At 72.6% G+C, this 19,494-nt stretch carries 12 protein-coding genes; 8 read left to right on the top strand and 4 right to left on the bottom strand.

Translation table 11 applies throughout. From position 1 onward, the window contains the following. Nucleotides 1–34: 34 nt before the first annotated feature. Nucleotides 35–1,285 carry a hypothetical protein gene (locus tag K8625_RS42100; RefSeq protein ID WP_223785892.1) on the bottom strand — a complete coding sequence of 417 codons (1,251 nt, stop codon included), beginning with the start codon at nucleotides 1,283–1,285 and terminating at the stop codon, nucleotides 35–37. 261 nt (nucleotides 1,286–1,546) lie between these two features. Between K8625_RS42100 and K8625_RS42095 the strand changes: the two genes are divergently transcribed. From K8625_RS42095 to K8625_RS42060, 8 genes are all read left to right on the top strand, one after another. Next, nucleotides 1,547–3,613 (top strand): tetratricopeptide repeat protein, encoded by a 2,067-nt coding sequence (locus tag K8625_RS42095; RefSeq protein WP_223785891.1) that lies wholly within the window; start codon nucleotides 1,547–1,549, stop codon nucleotides 3,611–3,613. A 143-nt stretch (nucleotides 3,614–3,756) separates the two neighbouring features. Next, nucleotides 3,757–5,355, top strand: coding sequence for a TolC family protein (locus tag K8625_RS42090; protein WP_223785890.1), 1,599 nt, complete (start codon nucleotides 3,757–3,759; stop codon nucleotides 5,353–5,355). Further along, a complete protein-coding gene (locus K8625_RS42085) occupies nucleotides 5,343–6,488 on the top strand; it encodes an efflux RND transporter periplasmic adaptor subunit (protein ID WP_223785889.1) in 1,146 nt (381 codons plus the stop codon). The genes K8625_RS42090 and K8625_RS42085 overlap by 13 nt, the downstream gene beginning before the upstream one ends. Before the next feature lie 9 nt (nucleotides 6,489–6,497). Further along, nucleotides 6,498–9,671, top strand: a complete 3,174-nt coding sequence (locus K8625_RS42080; protein WP_223785888.1) for an efflux RND transporter permease subunit — start codon at nucleotides 6,498–6,500, stop codon at nucleotides 9,669–9,671. 78 nt (nucleotides 9,672–9,749) lie between these two features. Further along, nucleotides 9,750–11,672, top strand: a complete 1,923-nt coding sequence (locus K8625_RS42075; protein WP_223785887.1) for a patatin-like phospholipase family protein — start codon at nucleotides 9,750–9,752, stop codon at nucleotides 11,670–11,672. Continuing rightward, nucleotides 11,669–12,637, top strand: coding sequence for a 3-oxoacyl-ACP synthase III family protein (locus tag K8625_RS42070; RefSeq protein ID WP_223750873.1), 969 nt, complete (start codon nucleotides 11,669–11,671; stop codon nucleotides 12,635–12,637). The genes K8625_RS42075 and K8625_RS42070 overlap by 4 nt, the downstream gene beginning before the upstream one ends. Beyond that, entirely contained in the window at nucleotides 12,634–13,410 is a 777-nt protein-coding gene (locus tag K8625_RS42065; RefSeq protein ID WP_223750872.1) for a lysophospholipid acyltransferase family protein, read from the top strand. The genes K8625_RS42070 and K8625_RS42065 overlap by 4 nt, the downstream gene beginning before the upstream one ends. Beyond that, the gene (locus K8625_RS42060; protein WP_223750871.1) at nucleotides 13,407–14,246 is read left to right on the top strand and encodes an SDR family NAD(P)-dependent oxidoreductase; all 840 of its coding nucleotides are present in this window, start codon (nucleotides 13,407–13,409) and stop codon (nucleotides 14,244–14,246) included. The genes K8625_RS42065 and K8625_RS42060 overlap by 4 nt, the downstream gene beginning before the upstream one ends. On the opposite strand, the gene K8625_RS42055 is transcribed toward K8625_RS42060, so the two are convergent. From K8625_RS42055 to K8625_RS42045, 3 genes are all read right to left on the bottom strand, one after another. Beyond that, the gene (locus K8625_RS42055) at nucleotides 14,236–15,120 is read right to left on the bottom strand and encodes a methyltransferase domain-containing protein (protein WP_223785886.1); all 885 of its coding nucleotides are present in this window, start codon (nucleotides 15,118–15,120) and stop codon (nucleotides 14,236–14,238) included. The genes K8625_RS42060 and K8625_RS42055 overlap by 11 nt on opposite strands. Next, nucleotides 15,113–18,655, bottom strand: coding sequence for a serine/threonine-protein kinase (locus K8625_RS42050; protein WP_223785885.1), 3,543 nt, complete (start codon nucleotides 18,653–18,655; stop codon nucleotides 15,113–15,115). The genes K8625_RS42055 and K8625_RS42050 overlap by 8 nt, the downstream gene beginning before the upstream one ends. Before the next feature lie 150 nt (nucleotides 18,656–18,805). Continuing rightward, nucleotides 18,806–19,462 carry an exopolysaccharide biosynthesis protein gene (locus K8625_RS42045; RefSeq protein ID WP_223785884.1) on the bottom strand — a complete coding sequence of 219 codons (657 nt, stop codon included), beginning with the start codon at nucleotides 19,460–19,462 and terminating at the stop codon, nucleotides 18,806–18,808. Between the last annotated feature and the right edge of the window lie 32 nt (nucleotides 19,463–19,494).

Here is a 19,494-nt window from a genome sequence, read left to right as displayed (position 1 = left end):
GCGGACGCCCGGCGTGCGTGCGGGCGTCCCGGGGTTACCAGAGCCCCTGCGTCTGCAGCAGCGTGCCCAGCTGGCCGGGCGTGGCGGCGGTGGCGGTGAACAGGCGCTCGGCGGCCTCCGGGGAGGGGTTCTCCCAGGACAAGAGGCCGGTGGCCTCGTCGCGGCGGCACAGCACCAGGCTCGAGCGCACCTGGTCCGCCGAGTCGAAGGACAAGAGGTCCATCAGGCCCGGGCTCTGGCTGGTGAAGAAGCTCTGCCGGCCCTTCAGGGGCTCCACGCTGGCCCGCACCAGCTGCGGGTGGAGCGAGTGGGCCACCTCGTCGGCGACCACCACCGCGCGCGCCCGGGCCAGGTAGTGCTGGAGCGCCAGGAGCCGCTTCTGGCCATGGCCCAGGTGCCGCGCCGACACGCGCGTCCCCGCGGGGCCCAGGAAGTCCAGCTCCAGCCCACCGAGCGTCAGCGACTCGTACTTGCCCTCGGGCGGGGCCTCCACGGGCACGAGCACCGCCTCCGCGGAGGTGAAGCCCAGCAGCCTGGCCGCGTCGCGCAGGAAGGGCACCGCGTCCGACGGGACGACGTAGCGCGGTGAGCCCCACTGGGCGGCGGCGAGCCGGCGCAGGCCGTCCAGGAGCGCCTCGGACGCGAGCCCCATGCCGGTGGCCAGCACACCTTCCGCGCGCCGCGAGAGGCGCAGCTCGACCTGGTAGAGCTGCTCGAAGTACGCGAGCCCCTCGTCGAAGCGGCTCAGCCCCGCGAGCGCGGACACCTCGCGCGCCATGGCGAGCAGCGGCTCCACGGTGGCGGACCCCTCGCCGGTCTTCTCCACCCAGGCGATGCCTCCGGACATGAGCACCAGCCACAGGCGGCCGGCGACCTCCGGCGCCAGGCGCTCCTGCACGACGAGCGACGCGTCGTCCTCGCGCGAGACGGTGACCTGGAGTCCCTCGCGGTGGATGACCAGCGGCCAGGCCATGTCGCGCGGCGAGACGACGATGTCCATGAAGAGCCCGGCCGCCACGGGCCCGCTCTGGGGAGGCACCGGCTCGTTGCGGACCCGCACGGTGATGTGGCCGGTGTCCGCGGCGAGCGCGTACTCCAGGTCGAACGGCTCCGCCGCGAGCGTGGTGAAGTCCGAGCTGGCCACGGCGGCGACCAGGTCCAGCAGCAGCGTCTTCCCCGTGCCGTTGCGTCCCAGCAGCACGTTGAAGGACGGGCTGAACGACAGCCGCGTGCCGGGCTTCACGGCGCGGAAACGGTGGACCTGGAGCCACTGGAGCTTGAGCATCGCCCCCGAGCCTCCCCTCGTGGTGAGCCAGGGTCAACCCTGCCCGGGACGAAACGGGCACCCACGAGAGAAGTCAAACATCGTCCCTGGTGAAGACAAACCCAGCAGCCAGGCTGCAGGAGCAATCCACTGACAGCACCCGTCGCCGGCCCATCCACCGCCGGAGCTCCCGACCCAGGAGGGCGGCCAAGCCCCGCCATCCCCGGGAGCCCGGCTTGTCATGACAGGGCGCGAAGGGCAGGCTCACGGCTCCGCCCCGCCATGCGCCCCGCCCGTCCCGTCCTGCTCGTCCTCGTCTTCCTCGCGCTGCTCGGCACCGCCGCGGGCATCACCCTCGCGCTGCGCTCACCGGGCTCGTCGGCCCCGGCTCCCGTGCCCCGGGCCGCGACGCCCACCGCCACCCCCACCCTGGCCCCCGCGGTCCAGGCGAGCGCGACGCCCACCGCGGTGAAGGACGCGCATCCCGCGCGCGGTGTCTACGCGGGCTCGGAGGCGTGCGGCGAGTGCCACGAGGACGAGCACGCCGCGTGGGGCAAGGACTGGCACGCGCGCGCGTTGTCCCCCGGGACGCGCGAGTTCGTGGTGGGCGACTACGCGAAGCGCACGCACTTCAAGGGCGACTCCAGCGAGGCGTGGATGCGCCGCGACGGCGAGCGCCACTTCATGCGCACCAAGGGCTCGGACGGACAGCTCGCCGAGTTCCCCGTGGAGTGGGTCATCGGCGGCAAGCGCATGCAGGACCCCGTCGCGGTGATGCCCGACGGACGCTGGCAGGTGCTGCCCGTCTACTACCACGTCACCGGCAAGGGCGAATGGGTGGACTACTCGGAGACCAAGCAGGGCGCGCTCACGCCCGAGCACCCGTTCTTCTGGACCAACTTCCGCCGCAGCGCGCAGCACGCGTGCCTGGACTGTCACGTCACCGGCCTCGACGCGCGCTATGACCGCGACCAGCACACGTGGACCACCGCCTTCACCGACGCGGGCGTCGCGTGCGAGAGCTGCCACGGCCCGGGCGCGCGCCACGCCGACACGCAGGAACCCAAGGACATCGTCCAGCCGTCCAAGCTGTCCCACGAGTTGGGCTTCGCCGTGTGCGCGCAGTGCCACGGCCCGCGCCGTCCGCTCTTCCCCATCCTCGACACCACGCACCGCTACCAGCCCGGCCAGCGCTACGAGGACTTCTACCAGCCCATCGTCGTCTTCCTCGGCAACGAGCGCTCCGGCGACTACTTCACCGACGGCCGCCCCAGCACCTCCAGCTTCGAGTACCAGGCCCTCATCCAGTCCGCGTGTCATCTCAAGGGCGGCGCCACCTGCCTCACCTGCCACACCGCGCCGCACGAGCCCAACGCCCCCAACGAGCTGAACCTCCCGGACAAGTCCCAGACGAAGGTCTCCGTCGGCTCGGCCACCTGTCAGCAGTGCCACGCGGACCTCTTCGCCCGGGCCGCCCAGCACGCGCGCCACACCTCGCGCGAGGCGCAGGACTGCCTGGCCTGTCACATGCCGCCCGTCGTCTCCGGCGTGCTCGACAAGTTCGCGGACCACGCGCTGGACGTCCCCGCGCCCCAGAACACCACGCGCCACGCCATCCCCAACGCGTGCAACACCTGCCACACCAAGCAGACGCCGGAGGCCATGGCCCAGGCGATGACGAAGCTGTGGCCGGCCGCCGCGAAGCGACAGGAGCGCCGCCTCCGGCTCGCGGACGCCTTCGACGACAAGACCGCCCAGACGGGGCGCCCCGCGCTGGAGGCCACGCTCGCGGATGCGAACGAAGCCCCGTCCCTGCGCGGCGCGGCGGCGAAGGTGCTGGTGCGTCGCTACAAGCGCGAGGCCATCCCCGCCCTGCGCGCCGCGCTCAAGAGCACCCAGGACAGCCAGCTGCGCACGGACGTCATCGAGGCGCTGAGCCTGGTGAACGCACGCGAGGCCAGCGAGGACCTGGCCGCCCTGCTCCAGACGGAGTCTCTCTGGGTCCGTCAGGCGGCGGCGGTGACGCTCGCGAGCTTCGGTGACGCTCGCGGCCTGTCCGCCGTGGAGGCGCTGGCCTCCAAGCCGGAGACGTCCGGGCTGGTGCAGCCGCACCTGCTGCTCGCGCAGCTCGCGGTGCGCCGCAAGGACCTGACCACCGCGGTGCGCGAGTTCGAGAAGGCGTTGGACCTGCAGCCCTACAACCCCGACGCCCTCATCCGTCTGGCCGATGTCTATGTCGTGCAGGGACAGGTGGAGAAAGGCCGCGAGCGCCTGGAGGAGGCGCTGCGCTTCGACCCGCAGAGCCGCGCGGCGAAGCAACGTCTGTCCATGCTCCAACAAGGACACTGAGGCGCGGGACCGCTCGCGGACGAAGCCTCCCGCCGCTCCATCCACTGTTGAGCAGGCACTCGCCGGTTCTGTCCGGCAGGAGGGGCCTCGCCCCACGGTACGTGGCCGGTATCGGGTGCCTCCCCTACCTCAGGGCACCCGATATGAACGCCCTGCTGCTCGTCCTCCTGCTTTCGCACCCTGGCTCCGAGCCGGGCGTGTTGCTCGCCCAGGCCCGGCCACGCCCCGCCGTGCGACAGCGGACGCAGCCGCGCCAGCGCGTGCCCCGGGTGCTGCCCGTCCAGGCCCCCGCGAAGCCGCCGTCCGCCCAGGGACAACAGACGCCGCCCCGGAATCCCGGCGCGCCCTCACAGGCGCCGAGCACGCCCGGGCCCGGCCCCTCGGGTGACGACTCACCCCAGCCTCCGCAGCCCGAGGTGTCGGACCCGCTCCTGACGCCGGTACCGCCCGCGCCCATCCAGATGAAGTCCTGGGACGAGGCGCTGGAGCTGGTGCGGCAGCGCTCCACGGACTTGAGGACGGCGCTGGCCCAGGTGGAGTCCGCCGCGGGACAGGCGCGCATCGCGCTGGCGGGGCTGCTCCCCACCGTCACCGGCACCGTGGGCGTGCAGTACAACGTGCTGGACCCGGACGCGACGACGTTCATCGGCGGCGGCGCGGGGGGCGGCGTGGGCGGTGGCATCGGCGGCGGTGTCGGCGGAGGCACCGGCGACGGAGACGGCCTCCGGCCCACCCAGCCGCCCGTCGTGGGCTTCCTCTCCGCGTCCATGCCGTTGCTCGACTTCCAGGCCATCGGCGCGCGCCGCGTCGCCCGCGAGGCCCAGCGCGCCGCGACGCTGTCCCTGGCGGAGACCCGGCGTCAGCTCAGCGGAGCGCTGGCCCGCGCGCTGGTGCAGGTGGCCGCGCAGGAGCGGCTGGCCGAGGTCAACCGCGTCAACCTGCGCACCGCGCTGGAGCGGCTGGCCCTGGCGGAGCGGCGGTTGGAGCTGGGCGCCGGCACGCGGCTGGACGTGGTGCGCGTGCAGCAGGACGCCGAGGCGGCGCGGGCCCTGGTCGTCACCGGGGACGAGAACCTGAGGCAGGCAAGAGAGGGGCTCGGCCTGGCGCTGGGCATGCCCCAGGCGGTGGGGCTGGCCAAGGGCGTGAGCGTGGAGGACCTGCTGCGAGGCGCGAGGAAGGACTGTCGCCAGCTGGAGGCGGTGGACGGGCGCTCGGACCTGGCGGCGGCGCGCTCGCGGCACACCGTGGCCGAGCGACAGGTCAGCGCGGTGAAGGCGCAGTACGCGCCGTCGCTCTCGCTGACGAGCACGACGATTGCGCTCACGGTGGAGGACGACGTGGTGAACGTCCCCATCTGGAACATCGGCGCCAGCCTGCTGCTGCCCTTCTGGGACGGCGGCGCGCGCGAGGGGCGGCTGCGGCAGTCCCGCGCGGAGGCGGAGGTGGCGCGCCAGCAGGTGGTGGAGCTGGAGCGCTCCGTCACGGTGGAGGTGGCCAGGGCGCGGCGCGGCGTGGAGGTCACCCAGGCGTCGCGGGACATCTCGTCGCAGGAGCAGCGGCTGGCCGAGGAGAACGACCGGCTCACCCGGCGCAGCTTCGAGGTGGGCACCGGCACCAGCCTGGAGCTCATCCAGACGGCCGCGGCGCTGCGGCAGGCCGAGCTGGCCCTGGTGGTGCGCGAGTTCGAGTTGGAGCAGGCGCGCGTCGAGGCGTTCCTGGCGGAGGCGGCATGCGACTGGTGAGGACATGGGGCGCGGCGGGCGCGATGCTCCTGACGCTCTCGGGGTGCAAGGGCTCGGGCAAGGAAGACGGACCGCAGGCGGGACAGGCCGCCGCGGGCACGGTGATGCCCGTGCAGGTGCAGGCGCTCTCCCCCAACGAGGTGCAGGACGCCGCCGAGTACGTGGGCGCGCTCATCTCGCGCAGCAGCATCAGCGTGTATCCCCAGGTCGCCGGCTACGTGCAGGCGATACCGGTGCGGCCCGGCACCCGCGTGCAGAAGGGCGAGGTGCTGCTCGTCGTCGACCCGCGCCGCGAAGAGGCGGGGCTGCGCGCCACGAAGGCGCAGAAGGCCTCCGCGCTGGCCCAGCGCGAGTTCGCCCGGCGCACCCGCGAGCGCAGCGCGCAGCTGCTCAAGGAAGGACTGCAGAGCCGTCAGGACTACGAGCAGGCGGTGGCGCAGGCGCAGCAGGCGGAGGCGAGCGCGCGGGCGATTGAAGCGCAAATCCAGTCGCAGCAGGTGCAGCTGGGCTTCTACGAGGTGAGCGCGCCCTTCGCCGGCGTGGTCGGCGACATCCCGGTGAAGGTGGGCGACTACGTCACGCCCCAATCGCAGCTCACGTCGCTGGACCAGAGCAAGGCGCTGGAGGTCTCCGTGCAGGTGCCGGTGGACCGGGCGCGCGTCGTCCAGGTGGGCAGGACGCCGGTGGAGGTGCTGGACGAGAAGGGGAAGGTGCGGGTGTCCGCGCCCGTGTTCTTCGTGGCGCCCACGCCCAGCGCGACGACGCAGCTGGTGGAGGTGAAGGCCGCGTTCGACAACACCGTGGGGCTGCGCGCCGGGGAGCTGGTGCGCACGCGGCTGGTGTACCAGGCGCGCGAGGCGCTCACCGTGCCCACGGTGGCGGTGACTCAAATCAGCAGCCAGTCCTTCGTGTACGTGGTGGCGTCCGCCGACGGCGGCACCGTGGCGAAGCGCACGCCGCTGGAGGTGGGCGACGTGACGGGCAACGACTACGAGGTGACGGGGGGATTGGACGGGGGCACTCAGGTGGTCGTGAGCGGCCTGCAGCTGTTGAGGGATGGCCAGCCCATCAAGCCCATGCCCGCGAAGCCCGAGGGCCAGGGCGTCGGCGGCGCCTCCGACGCGGGGCAGTGAGGGCACGGCATGTTCACCGACTTCTTCATCCGAAGGCCCATCTTCGCCAGCGTGCTGTCCATCCTCATCACGCTCGTCGGGGCCATCACCATCCCCGGCCTGCCGATTGAGCAGTACCCGGACCTGTCGCTGCCCGAGGTCCAGGTGACGGCCAACTACATCGGCGCGTCCGCGGAGACGGTGGAGAGCGCCGTCACCACGGTGCTCGAGCGCCAGCTCAACGGCGTGCAGGGGATGCGCTACATCTCCTCCACCAGCAGCAACACCGGGCAGAGCAGCATCACCGTCACCTTCGAGCAGGACCGGGATTTGGACATCGCCGCGGTGGACGTGCAGAACCGCGTCTCCACCGCGTCGCCGCAATTGCCCGCGGCCGTCAACGCGCTGGGAATCACCGTCAACAAGGCGCAGACGCAGCTGCTCATGGCCTTCGGCCTGTTCGACGCGCAGGACCGCTATGACACGGGCTTCCTGAGCAACTACGCGGACGTGTACATCCGCGACGCCATCCTGCGCGTGAAGGGCGTGGGCGACGTGCGCATCTTCGGCGAGCGTCGCTTGGCCATGCGCCTGTGGCTGGACCCCTCGGAGCTGGCGAGGCGCAAGCTGGGCGCCTCCGACGTCGTCGCGGCCCTGAGCGCGCAGAACGTGCAGGTGGGCGCCGGGCAGGTGGGCCAGGAGCCCGCGCCGCCGGGACAGAACTACCAGTTCACCCTGCGCGTGCAGGGGCAGCTCGCCACCGCGGAGCAGTTCGGCGCCATCGTCGTGCAGCGGGGCCAGGACGGCTCGCTGGTGCGCGTGCGGGACGTGGGCCGGGTGGAGCTGGGCGCGGAGAACTACGCGCAGCTCTTGCGCTTCAACGGCCGCGACGCCGTGGGCCTGGGCATCTTCCAGCTCCCGGGCTCCAACGCGCTGGAAGTGCGCGACGGCGTGGTCCAGGAGCTCGAGCGGCTCAAGCGCAACTTCCCACCGGGCCTGGAGTACGCGACGGCGTTCGACACCACCGCGGCGGTGGAGGCGTCGATTGAAGAGGTGCTCGTCACGCTGGGCGAGGCGGTGCTGCTCGTCGTGCTGGTCATCTTCATCTTCCTGCACGGCTGGAGGAGCGTGCTGGTGGTGGCCACCACGCTGCCGGTGTCGCTCATCGGCACGTTCATGTTCGTCAGCGCCTTCGGCTTCTCGCTCAACACGCTCACCCTGTTCGGCCTGACGCTGGCGACGGGACTCGTGGTGGACGACGCCATCGTCGTCATCGAGAACGTGGAGCGCACCATGGAGGAGGGCTTCAGCCCGCGCGAGGCCACCGAGCGGGGCATGCGCCAGGTGGCCGGCGCCGTGGTGGCCATCGCCCTGGTGCTCTCCGCGGTGTTCGTCCCGGTGTCGTTCTTCCCCGGCACCACCGGCGCCATCTACCGCCAGTTCGCGCTCACCCTCGCCTTCTCCATCAGCCTCTCCGCGCTGGTGGCGCTCACGCTGTCGCCCGCGCTGTGCGCCCGGCTGCTGCGTCCGCACGAGGGCCAGAAGTGGCTGTTCTTCCGCAAGTTCGACCAGGGCCTGGACCGCTTCCGCGACGGCTACGGGCGGCTGCTCCACAAGCTCATCGGCCCGTGGAAGTGGCCGGTCATCATCGTCTTCGCCCTGTGCCTCTTGGGCACCGCGTGGGTGTACCGCGCCACGCCCTCGGGCTTCATCCCGGACGAGGACCAGGGCTACCTCATCATCGCGGTGCAGGGCCCGGAGGGCACCTCGCTGGACTACACGCGGCGGGTGCTGCTGCAGACGGAGGACATCATCCGCAAGCAGCCGGAGGTGACGGGCACCTTCACCGTGGGCGGCTTCTCGCTCCTGGGCACCGGCGCCAACTACGGCACCCTCTTCGTCAACCTGCGCCCGTGGGACGAGAGGAAGAAGCAGGAGGAGAGCGTGGCGGGGCTCGTGGAGCGGCTGCGCGGGCCGCTGCTCGGCATCGGCGGGGCGCGCGTGCTGCCCTTCCAGCCGCCCGCCATCCGCGGCGTGGGCAGCGTGGGCGGCTTCGAGTTCGTGCTCGAGGACCAGCAAGGTGGCCGCTCGCTGCCGGACCTGGCCAGCACCACGGAGAAGCTGGTGGGCAAGGCCAACCAGGCCTCCATCCTGCGCGGCGTGTTCTCGTCGTTCACCGCCAACACGCCGCTGCTCGACATCCAGGTGGACCGCGAGAAGGCGCTGTCCCTGGGCGTGCCGCTGGACGCGTTGTTCGCCACGCTGCAGGTGTACCTGGGCAGCCAGTACGTCAACGACTTCACCTTCGCCAGCCGCGTGTACCGGGTGTACGTGCAGGCGGCCATGCCCTTCCGCAACGAGCCCAAGGACATCGGCGCGCTGTACGTCCGCTCGGCCACCGGGAACATGGTTCCGCTGGAGGCGCTGGTGCGCATCAAGCCCATCACCAGCGCGCAGAACATCCAGCACTACAACCTGTACCGCGCCGCGGAAATCAACGGGCAGGCGGCGCCGGGCGCCAGCAGCGGTCAGGCGCTGGAGGCCATGGAGGCCGCGGCGCGCGACGTGCTGCCGGAGGGCTACACCTTCGAGTGGACGGGCCTGTCCCTGGAGCAGAAGGAGGCAGGAGGGCGCGTGCTGCTCATCTTCGGGCTGGGCATCGTCTTCGTGTTCCTGGTGCTCTCCGCGCAGTACGAGAGCTTCGCCCTGCCCTTCGTCATCCTGCTGGGCGTGCCGGTGGCCATGCTGGGGGCGCTCGCGTTCCAGAACGCGCGCGGCCTGCAGAACGACGTGTTCTGCCAGGTGGGGCTGGTCATGCTCGTGGGCCTGGCGAGCAAGAACGCCATCCTCATCGTCGAGTTCGCCGAGCAGCTGCGCCACGAGGGCCGCAGCGTGGTGGACTCCGCGATTGAGTCGGCGCGCACGCGCCTGCGGCCCATCCTGATGACGTCCTTCGCGTTCCTGATGGGCGTGGTGCCGCTGGTGCTCGCGTCGGGCGCGGGCGCGGCGGCGCGCAAGTCGCTGGGCACCACCGTGTTCGGCGGCATGTTGCTGTCCACGTTCGTCAACCTCATCTTCATCCCCGTGCTGTACGCGGTGGTGGAGTCCGCGCGCTCGCGGCTGCTCAAGCGGCACGAGCACGCACGGCCTCCAGGCGGAGGCACACCGCCGCCCTCGGAGCCGCCCCGACCGCAGCCCGCCTGATGTCCATGGCGGGGCTGATACGACCCAATATCCCACGCCGGAGGGTTCGCTATCCTCCGTCGATTCATGGCCCGCTCCATGCCCCTCGACGTCCAGCGTCGTCGGCTGTATGCGCTCAAGCGCGCTCCCGCGCTGCGCCACACCAGCAACACCGTCCTCCTCCAACTGCTCGACCTGGCCTGGGACGTCGCCTGGGCACAGGACACGGTGCTGTGCGAGGAGGGCCAGGAGGCCCACGGCTTCTTCCTGCTGTTGGAGGGAGAGCTGGAGGCCCGCCGCGACGGTGAGCTCCTGTTGACGCTCGGCCCCGGCACGCCGCTGGGGTTCGAGGCGTTGATGGGCGGCCACTACTCCGTCACCGCGCGCGCGGCCACCGCCTGCAAGGGCCTGTTCTTCCCCAGGGACGCGGTGTGGGCGCTCGTCCACGCGCGCGCGGGCCTGAGACAGGACCTCAAGCGCTTGTTGGCGCACGCCGAGCCCCCCCCGCAGCCGGACCCGCTGCCCCACGTGGAGGTCGTCACCTTCTCCAGCGAGGTGACGGGCGCGCCGCTGTCGCGGCTCATCGAGCTGGTGGCCAAGGTCATCACCCACGATTTCAAGGACCGGGTGCTGCTGGTGCGCACCGCGGAGCCGGGCACGTGCGAGCCCGCCCCGGTGAAGGGCGCGGACGGCGTGCTGCGCGCCTGGGTGCCCGCCCCCCAGCGCGGCGCCCCGGGACGGCTGGGCCTGGAGCGCCTGCGCGAGTTCGCCCGGGAGGGCGACTTGCACTACGTGTTCCTCGACGGGTGCCAGCTGGCGGAGGGCGCGCTCCTGGTGGACAAGCACGTGGCCCTGGTGCCGCGCCACGAGCCCACGCGCGAGTTCCGTCTGGCGAAAGGCCGGGTGCTGCCCACCGTGCTCATCGACCCGGTGCGCCCGCCCCGGAGCGCCGCGCTGGAGGGGCGGCCCCAGGACAGGCCCGGCGCGGGCACGCACGTGTTGCAGCCGTGCCGGCTGAGGCTGGACGTGGGACGACTGGAGGGGCTGGAGGTGGACGACCGTCCGCTCGCGGCGCTGCGACTGGGCTGCGCGGAGCGGGACGCGCTGTCGCGCTGGGCCCGGGCCATCACCCACCGGCGCGTGGGGCTGGCGCTCAGCGGCGGCGGCGTGTGGGGCTTCTACCACGTGCATATCTTGCGCTGGCTGGTGGAGCACCGCGTGCCGGTGGACTTCATCAGCAGCTCGAGCATGGGCTCGTTGGTGGGAGCGTACTTCTGTGGCACGGCGCTGGATGGACACAATGGCCTGTCGGGCCTGCGACGCCTGGAGGAGCAGGCCATGCGCCGTCGGCTGTCGCTGGCGGCGATGGCGGCCGTCGTCACCACGTACTCGCTGGAGCACCTGGTGACCGGGGACCTGGGCGACGTGGGGCTGGAGGAGCTGCCCATCCACTTCCTGCCCGTGGCCACGGACCTGACGCGCGGCGAGTGCATGGCGCTGGAGCGCGGACACGTGGCACAGGCCGTGCGCGCGAGCGGGTCGGCGCCCGGGATGTGGGCGCCCACGGTGGTGCCTCCCGCACGCTACGTGGACGGGGCCTTCACCAGCATGGTGCCCGCGAACGTGCTGGTGAGCGCGGGAGCGGACCTCGTGTTCTCCAGCAACATCTTCCCCTTCGGCGTGCGCGAGCCGGCGTGGATGCCGCAATCCCGCGCGGGCCGCTTCCTGGCGAATCTCAATCCTGTCTCAAGGGCGCTGGACCTGGTCGCCAGCGGTGTGTTGCTGTTGCATCGCAGCGGCGACGCGGAGAGCTTGATGGCGGACGTGAGTTACGACATCCAGTCAGCGGACACTCCGCTGAGGACGGCGATGGAGTTCACCAAGGCGCGAGACATCCTGGAGCGCGCCGCCACGGACGAAGCCCTGGCGGAGAGGCTCACCGAGCTCAAGGCGCACTGGGAGCAGATGCGCGCGCACTGTGGCCCGAACGGCCGGCACCGCGGAGGCCAGCAGGCCGCATGATTCCCGTGAGAATCCTGGGCACGGCGAGCCTGAGACCGGGCCCCGCCGTGACGACGGCGGAGCTGTGCGCGCGCGTGGGGCGGGACGTGGCCGAGGTGATGCGCAAGACGGGCATCCACACGCGTCACTTCGCGCCGCCGGGCACCCAGGCCGCGGACGTGGCGGCGCAAGCGCTGCGAGGCGCGCTGGACGCGGCGGGGCTTCCGGCGCGCGCGCTCAAGCGCATCTTCTGCGTCAGCTCCATGGGCGGCGACGTCACCACGCCGGCCACGGCGAACCGGGTGGCCGCGGCGCTGGGGCTGTCGGGCAGCTGCGACGCCATGGACCTGAGCAACGCGTGCATGGGCTTTTTGAGCGCGTTCGACCTGGCGGCGCGCTCGGTGGCGACGGGGCTGGGGCCGGTGGGCATCGTGTCGGTGGAGCTCTTGTCGCGCACCACGACGCCGGAGGACCCTCGGCCCTACCTGGTGCTGGGGGACGCGGCGGCGGCGGCGGTGCTGGGGACGGGGCGCCCGGACGAGGGCGTGCTGGGCGTGGCGCTGGGCAACGACGGCTCGCTGCCCACGGACGTGGTGCTGGAGAACCCGCATGCGACGGGCCGGCTGGAGCGGATGCGATTCCTGACGCCCAGCAAGGAGATGACGCGGGTGGCGCTGGACGCGCTGGTGCGCGCGACGCGCGAGGTGCTCGACGGGGCGAAGGTGGCCTTGCGCGACGTGGAGTGGGTGCTGACGCACCAGCCCAACGGGCGGATGCTGGACGCGGTGCTGGACGCGATGGGCGTGGAGGCCCGGCGCAGCGTGCGCGTGGTGGACACGCTGGGCAGCGTGGGCTCGGCGTCCCTGCCCACGTGTCTGGACGTGCTGTGGCGCACGAAGCGGCTGAAGCCAAAGGACCGCGTGCTGCTGGTGGGCGTGGGCGCGGGCGTCGCGCACGGCGCGGTGCTGTACCAGGTGGGGGGATGAGACGCGCCGGGGGGCTGCCCCTCGCCACGTGGCTGGGCTTCTTCAAGCTCCTCCAGCGCTACCACCGCTACGAGGTGGTGAACCTGGAGCCGCTGCTCCGGCCCGGCGCGAAGCTCATCGTCGGCTACCACGGGCGGCCCCTGGCGGTGGACCTGTGCATGCTGACGGTGACGCTGCACGAGCGCCTGGGCTACCTGCCGCACGGCGTGGCGCACGGTGCGTTCGACCGCATCCCCGGCATGCGCGCGGTGGCGGACGGGCTGGGCTTCGTCACCGGCGATGACGCGCGGCTCGCCCAGGCGGTGGCCCGGGGCGAGCATGTGCTGCTGCAACCGGGTGGCACACGCGAGGGGTGCCGCAGCTTCCGCCACCGCTACCGGGTGAGCTGGGGCGAGCGGCTGGGCTATCTGCGGTTGGCGGTGCGCTACCGGCTGCCCATCGTCCCCGTGGGTGGCAGCGGCATGGATGACGCATTCCTGGGGCTCAACGACGGCTATGCGCTGGGGCGGCGCGTGGGGATGCCCGCGCGGCTGCCGTTGTGGCTGGGGGTGGGGGCGACGGGCGTGTGGCCCTTGTCGCTGCCCTTCCCCGTGAAGATGACGCAGTGGGTGGGCGAGCCGCTCACGCGTCACCTGGCGCCGGACTTCGACGCGGGTGACCGCGCGTCGATGTTGCAGGCGCACGGGGAAGTGGCGGGCGCCGTGCAGGCGCTGTTGGACCGGGCACGCGGCCGGAGCCCCGCGCGAGTGGCAGGGAAGGCAGTGGTGAGATGAAGGACTCGGAAGGGGAGCCCCCCGATACGCAGGGGCGACGCTGGGCGCTCATCCTGGGGGTCTCCTCGGGCACGGGCGCGGCGATTGCCCACGCGGTGGCGAAGAAGCCCGGGCTGGATGTCTTCGGGGTGCACCGGGGGCGCTACGCGGACAACGCGGCGCAGGTGGAGCGGCAGGTGCGGGAGGCGGGCCGGCGCGCGCGGCTGTGGCAGGCGGACGCGTCCACGCCCGAGGCGGCGGAGGCGGGCGTCCTGGCGCTGCGGGAGGTGGCGGGGCCGCGCTCGGTGAAGCTCTTCGTCCACTCGATTGCGGGCGCCTCGGTGGGGCGCTTCCTGTCCGAGGGCGAGGACCGGCTGCACACGCGGCGCATCCGCAGGACGTTCGACACCATGGCGCACTCGTTCGTGTACTGGACGCAGGCGCTGGTGGCCGCGGACATGCTGGCGCCGGGCGCGCGGCTGCTCGGCCTGCAGAACTCCCTGGATGAGACACACCTGTCGAACACGGGGCTCATCAGCGCGTCGAAGGCGGCGCTGGAGATGTACGTGCGCTACCTGGCGCTGGAGCTGGGCGCGAAGGGCCACCGGGTGAACCTGCTCAAGTTCGGCACGGTGCTCACGCCCGCGCTCAAGCACGTGTACTCACCCGAGGCGCTGGCCCGGCTGGAGGAGGCCCACGCGCGGATGAACCCCGCGGGGCGCATGTGCACGGTGGAGGAGGTGGCGGACTTCGTCAGCGTGCTCGTGGGCGACGAGGCGGGCTGGTTCAACGGCGCCACCATCGACTACAGCGGCGGCATGACGCTGCGGCTGCTCGATTTGGTGCTCAACCCGTGACGGGCGCGGCGACGGGCTCGGGCATCCGGAAGCGCAGGCAGTAGAAGAACGGCGACACCTGCTCCTCGAGCACGTCCTCGGCGCGCGAGGGCAACAGCTCCCGGGGGCAGTGCGCGTCGCGCGTGTAGAACGTGATGGCCCGGAAGGCGGCGCGCTGGAAGAGCGAGGGGCGGCGGCCCGCGTCCAGCTGCTCGTCCACCACCACCACGGGCGTGCCCGGCTTCGCCACGCGGCCAAGCTCCCGCAGGCCCGCGGCCGGGTCGCGGTAGCTGCCGATGCCGCCCACGCTCAGCACGCGGTCGAACAGGCCCGCGCGGAACGGCAGCGTGTGTCCGTCCGCCATCAAGAGTCGCACGCCCGGGTAGCGCCCCTTGCGCAGGCGCTGCTGGCAGCGGCCCAGCATCCCCTCGCTCAGGTCCACGCCCCACACCTCCACCTCCTGGCCGGTGACGAGCTCGCGGCGGATGAGCGGCAGGTTCGCCCCCGCGCCCACGCCCACCTCCAGGATGCGCAGCGGCGTGCCGTCCGCGTGCGGCCGGAGCGCGCCCAGCTCCAACCGCCGCAGGTAGCCCGCGCGCATCTTCGACTCGGAGACGGACTGGAAGAGCGGCGTGAGCACCGTGGTCAGCGGGTCATGCAGCGCGGGCAGCCCGTCGTAGATGACGCGCATCAGCCGGTCCGTGCCGCGCACCGCGTCCTCGCGATACAGCCGCGCCAGGCCCCGCTTCACCGGCCACGGCTCGCCGCAGCCACCGCAGCGAAGCCAGCCCCACGCCAGGCGCCCTTCCTCCTCCTGGCCGTGGAACACCAGCGTCCCGCCGCAGTCCGGACACGTCACCAGCGGGACATCCCCTGCCTTCAATCCACTAGACACCCGAGCCTCGTAGCACCTTCGCGCGCGCCACGTCGTCCCGCGTGCCCATCTGTTCGAAGCGCTCCAGTGCCCGTGTCAGGTGGGGCCCACGCGACGGGTCCTCCGAGGGCAGGTGTCGCGCCAGCTCCAGTCGCGCCCGGGCCTCCTCGTACGCCGTGCCCTTCGCCATGGCCAAGGCCACACAGTCGCGCCACGCCGCGTGCGCGCGCGGCGCATCGCCGGACAGCCACGCCTCACAGCCGCGCCACAGCTTCGCCGCGGGCTCGGCGAAGGAGAACACCCGGGCGAAGCCCTCCACCGCGCGGCACGCCTCGCGAGCGCCCCGCACCAGGGACGTGTCCTTGCCGCCGTCGCGCTCCCACAGCGTGAGCAGCACCTCCGCCACCGCGGTGACGCCGAAGTAGACGAAGTGCGCCACCGACTTGCCCGCGGTGAGCTTGGCGAGCGCCTTCTCCGCCGCCGCGCGCGCGCCCGCCACGTCGCCCTCGCGCAGCCGCACCAGCGCCAGCGTGCCGTCCAGGATGATGCGGTCCGTGAGGCCGCCCTGCGCCTCCGTCCACACCACCGTCTGCTCCAGCGCCGCGCGCGCCTTCAGGTGGTCGCCCAGCCGCAGGTGGATGTGGGCCTGGTAGTGCAGCGCCCAGTGCTGCGTCTGGAGCGCCCCGCGCCGACGCGCCGAGTTCTCCAGCCAGTCCATCAGCGGCAGCCCCCGCTGGAACTTGCCCTGGTAGCACCCCACCACGGTGTAGAGCGCGCGGCACTCCTCCGCCAGCCGCAGGTCCCCCACCGAGTCGACGATGCCCGTGGCGCGCTCCAGCCACGCCTCCACCTCCGCCCAGCGCGCCATGTACGTCGCGTACACGGCGTTGCGGCACAGCACGTAGGCCAGGTCCGCGGGGCTGCCCACGCGCTCGGCCACCTCGCGCGCGCGGCCCACCCACGCCTCGGCCACCGGACGCACCGGCACCGCGCCCGCCACCACCGCCATGTTGGTGTAGCCGCGCGCCAGCTCCGGGGACGCGCCCGCCGGCTCGCACAGGTTCAGCATGCGCAGGCCCGACCAGAGCACCGGCAGCGCCTCCTGCCCGTAGATGAACGCGTCGGTGAGCCGCATGAGCAGCCGCCCCGCCACGCGCCGCACGCGCCGCCGCTCCTCGGACTCCACGCCCTGCGCGTCCGGCCGGGCGCTCTGCACCAGCCGCACCCCCATCTGCATCAGCGTGCCCACCGCCCAGCCCACGCGCGTCGTCGGCACCGGCCAGCCGAAGTGCCTGAGCGCCCGCTCCGCGTGGCCGCGGAACGCCTCCAGCTCGCCCAGCTGGAAGCGCGCCTCGGCGAGCAGCGCCTCCAGGTGGCCCAGCCGCAGCGCGTCCTTCGGGGACACCCGCTCCAGCGCGCGAGCGAGGAACGGCAGCGCCTCCCGGCACGCGCCCACCCGCAGGGCCTCCTCGCCGGCCTTCTGCGCGTACTCCACCTCGCGCGCGAAGTCGCCCGCCTCACCCCAGTGGTAGCAGAGCGCCGCCGTGCGCGCGGAGCCCTCGCCGTACGCCGCCTCCATCGCCTCCGCGACGCGGCGGTGCAGCAGGGGACGCTCCGCGGCGGCCAGCTCCTCCAGCACGCCCTCGCGCAGCTTGTCGTGCGCGAACCTCCAGTGCCCGTCCGCCACGTCCAGCACCGCCGCCCCCGCGCAGTAGGACAGCCACCGCTCCACGTCCACGCCGGGCGCCGCGTGCCGCAGCAGCGTCACGTCCACCTGCCGTCCGACGATGGCCGCCACGCGCAGCAGGTCCCGCGAGCTGGCCGACACCTTCTCCAGCCGACGACGCACCAGCCGCCGCACGCCACCGGCGAAGACACGCTCGGGCAGCGGCATGTCGCCCAGCCGGTCCAACCCGCCCGCCTCCTCCGCCAGCGCCCGCGCCACCTCGACCAGGAAGAACGGGTTGCCCTCCGTCTCGCGGCGCAAGAGCTCCACCAGGTGGGGCCGCGCGCCGGCCGGGCCAATCATCGACTCGCTGAGGACCGCTATCTCCCCCGCGTCCAGCCGGGGCAGGCGCAGCACGTCCAGCGCGGGCAGCTGGGCGGGCAGGCCCGGGGCCTCGTCGTCGCGGAAGCTGCCCAGCAGCAGCAATGGCAACCCGGTGGCGCGCGCCGCCAGCCGGGACAACAGCAGCAGCGATTCCCCGTGGGCCCAGTGCAGGTCCTCCAGGAGCACCACCGTGGGCTGCGTCAGCCGGGCGAAGATGTCCTCCACGACCTGCAGCAGGCGCGCCTGCGCCATCTCCGCGCCCAGGTCCGCAGGGTCCGGCACCGGCCGCCCCAGCACCGCATCCAAATCAGGCACCAGCGGCTTGAGGACGCTCGCCTCGCGGTCATCCAGCGGCGTGAGGATGGACAGCCACCGCAGCACCGGCCGCCACTCCTGGTACGGACTGCCGCCCGCCGCCACCGCCTGGCCGCGCAGCACCACCGCGCCGCGCACCAGCGCCAGGGGCCGCAGCTCGTCGAGCAGGCGCGACTTGCCCACGCCGCTCTCCCCGCCCACCAGGAGCCCGCCCCCGCGCCCCAGCAGCGCCTGGTCCAGCACGGACGACAGGAGCGACAGCTCGCGCGCGCGGCCCACGTAGCGCGCGGCCTGCAGGAAGCTCTCGCGCGTGGTGACGGACTCGGCGGGCAGCGGCCGGCGCGTCGCGGCGCACAGCGCGGCAATCACCTCGTCCGCGCTCCGGGGCCGCTGGCGCGCGTCCTTCGACACCATGCGCTCGAGCACCGCGTGCAGCGCTTCGGGGAAGTCCGCGGGCGCGGCCGGCGCCCTCCCGTCGAAGGGCAGCCGCCCGAAAATCATCTGGCACGCCATGGCGCCCACGCTGAAGAGGTCCGTCACCTCCGAGGGCGGCTCGTCCTCGAACAGCTCCGGCGCCAGGTAGCCCGGCGTGCCGCCCGGCTGCGCGCGGTGCACCTGCTCGCGCCCCACCGCCAGCCCGAAGTCGAGCACCTTCACCTGGCCGCGCGCCACCAGCACGTTGGCGGGCTTCAGGTCCCGGTGGATGATGCCCCGGCGGTGCAGGTACGCGAGCGCCTGGAGCGTCTGCACCAAGAGCTCCACCTGCACGTCGAGCGGCTGGTGGGCGCCGGCCTTCACCAGGTGCCGCGCGTCCTCCAGCAGGTCCATGGCCAGGTACGGCCGGTGCTCGGCGTCGAAGCCGTAGTCCAGCACGCTGATGACATGCGGGTGGCGCACCGAGGCGAGCGTCTGGAACTCGTGCGCCAGGGACAGCGCCAGCTCGTGCCGGGCCGCCGAGGACGGGGTGTTCTCACCCGGCGGCAGCCGCACCAGGTCCTCCACCGTCTTGTGCAGCCGCTTGATGGCGACCGGGCCCGTCAGCAGGTCCTGCGCGCGCCACACCGTGCCCGCGCCGCCCCGCCCCAGGAACTCCATGATGCGGTAGCGGCCGCCCACGACCTCGCCGTCGCCGGACAGGCGCGCGGGTTCCTCGGAACGAGGCTGTGGCGCATCGAATGGGATGTAACGCATGTGCGGGGGGCCGCCCGCCGGCGATGATAACGAAGTTTCAGGGAATCCGGGGGGTTGGTTTCCTTACAGTGATACACGGGTTGTTACACACCCGGCACCCTCCGGACTTCCCGTTGCCCCCTGGGGCAGGAGGCCCACCCACCGGGAGTATCAGCCGCCCATGAGGCTGGCCAGGCTGCGGCCGCCCTGGACGGCGCCGAAGATGAGGGCGCCGAAGTAGATGATGGTGCCCAGCGTCATGCCGTGGCCCGCCAGGATGGCGTAGCCGTCGCGCTGCAGGATGCCGATGGCGAAGAACAGCGCGGCCAGCGCGGGCAGGGTGTTGCTGAAGGGCACGAAGCCGAAGGGCATCATCAGCAGCACGCCGGCGACGAAGAGCATGAACCCGTTGAAGCGGTTGGTGCTGGCGCCGTGGGTGAGCGCGAGCAGGCGCGGCTTGCTCAGCCGGTCCACCCTGGTGAACACGTCCGCGCCCTTCTCCAGCGCGGGCTGCAGCGACGCGCGCGACAGCATCTTCTCCTGCAGCTTGCGCGGCAGCCACGGCACCCGGTTGAGCGTCACGCCCACGCCGATGAGCACGATGAGCGCGCCGAACACGGTGGAGACGCCCGGGATGGACACGGGCAGGAGGAAGGGGAAGGTCAGGATGCAACAGAAGAGCAGCAGGCCCTGCTCGCCGCACGCCTGCATCAGCTCACGCACCGTGAGCGACTCGGGCAGTCGCGCCGCCAGGGCGCGCAGCGTGGTGGAGAGCTGGACCTGGGTGTCGGAGAACCGGGCGGAGGACGAAGAGGGCGTCGTGGACATGGACGCCGCTCCCCTATCACGCCCCGGCGGGG

The organism is Myxococcus sp. AS-1-15 (assembly GCF_020037055.1).
Lineage (GTDB): Bacteria > Myxococcota > Myxococcia > Myxococcales > Myxococcaceae > Myxococcus > Myxococcus fulvus.
This window is presented reverse-complemented; position numbering and strand designations above follow the sequence as displayed.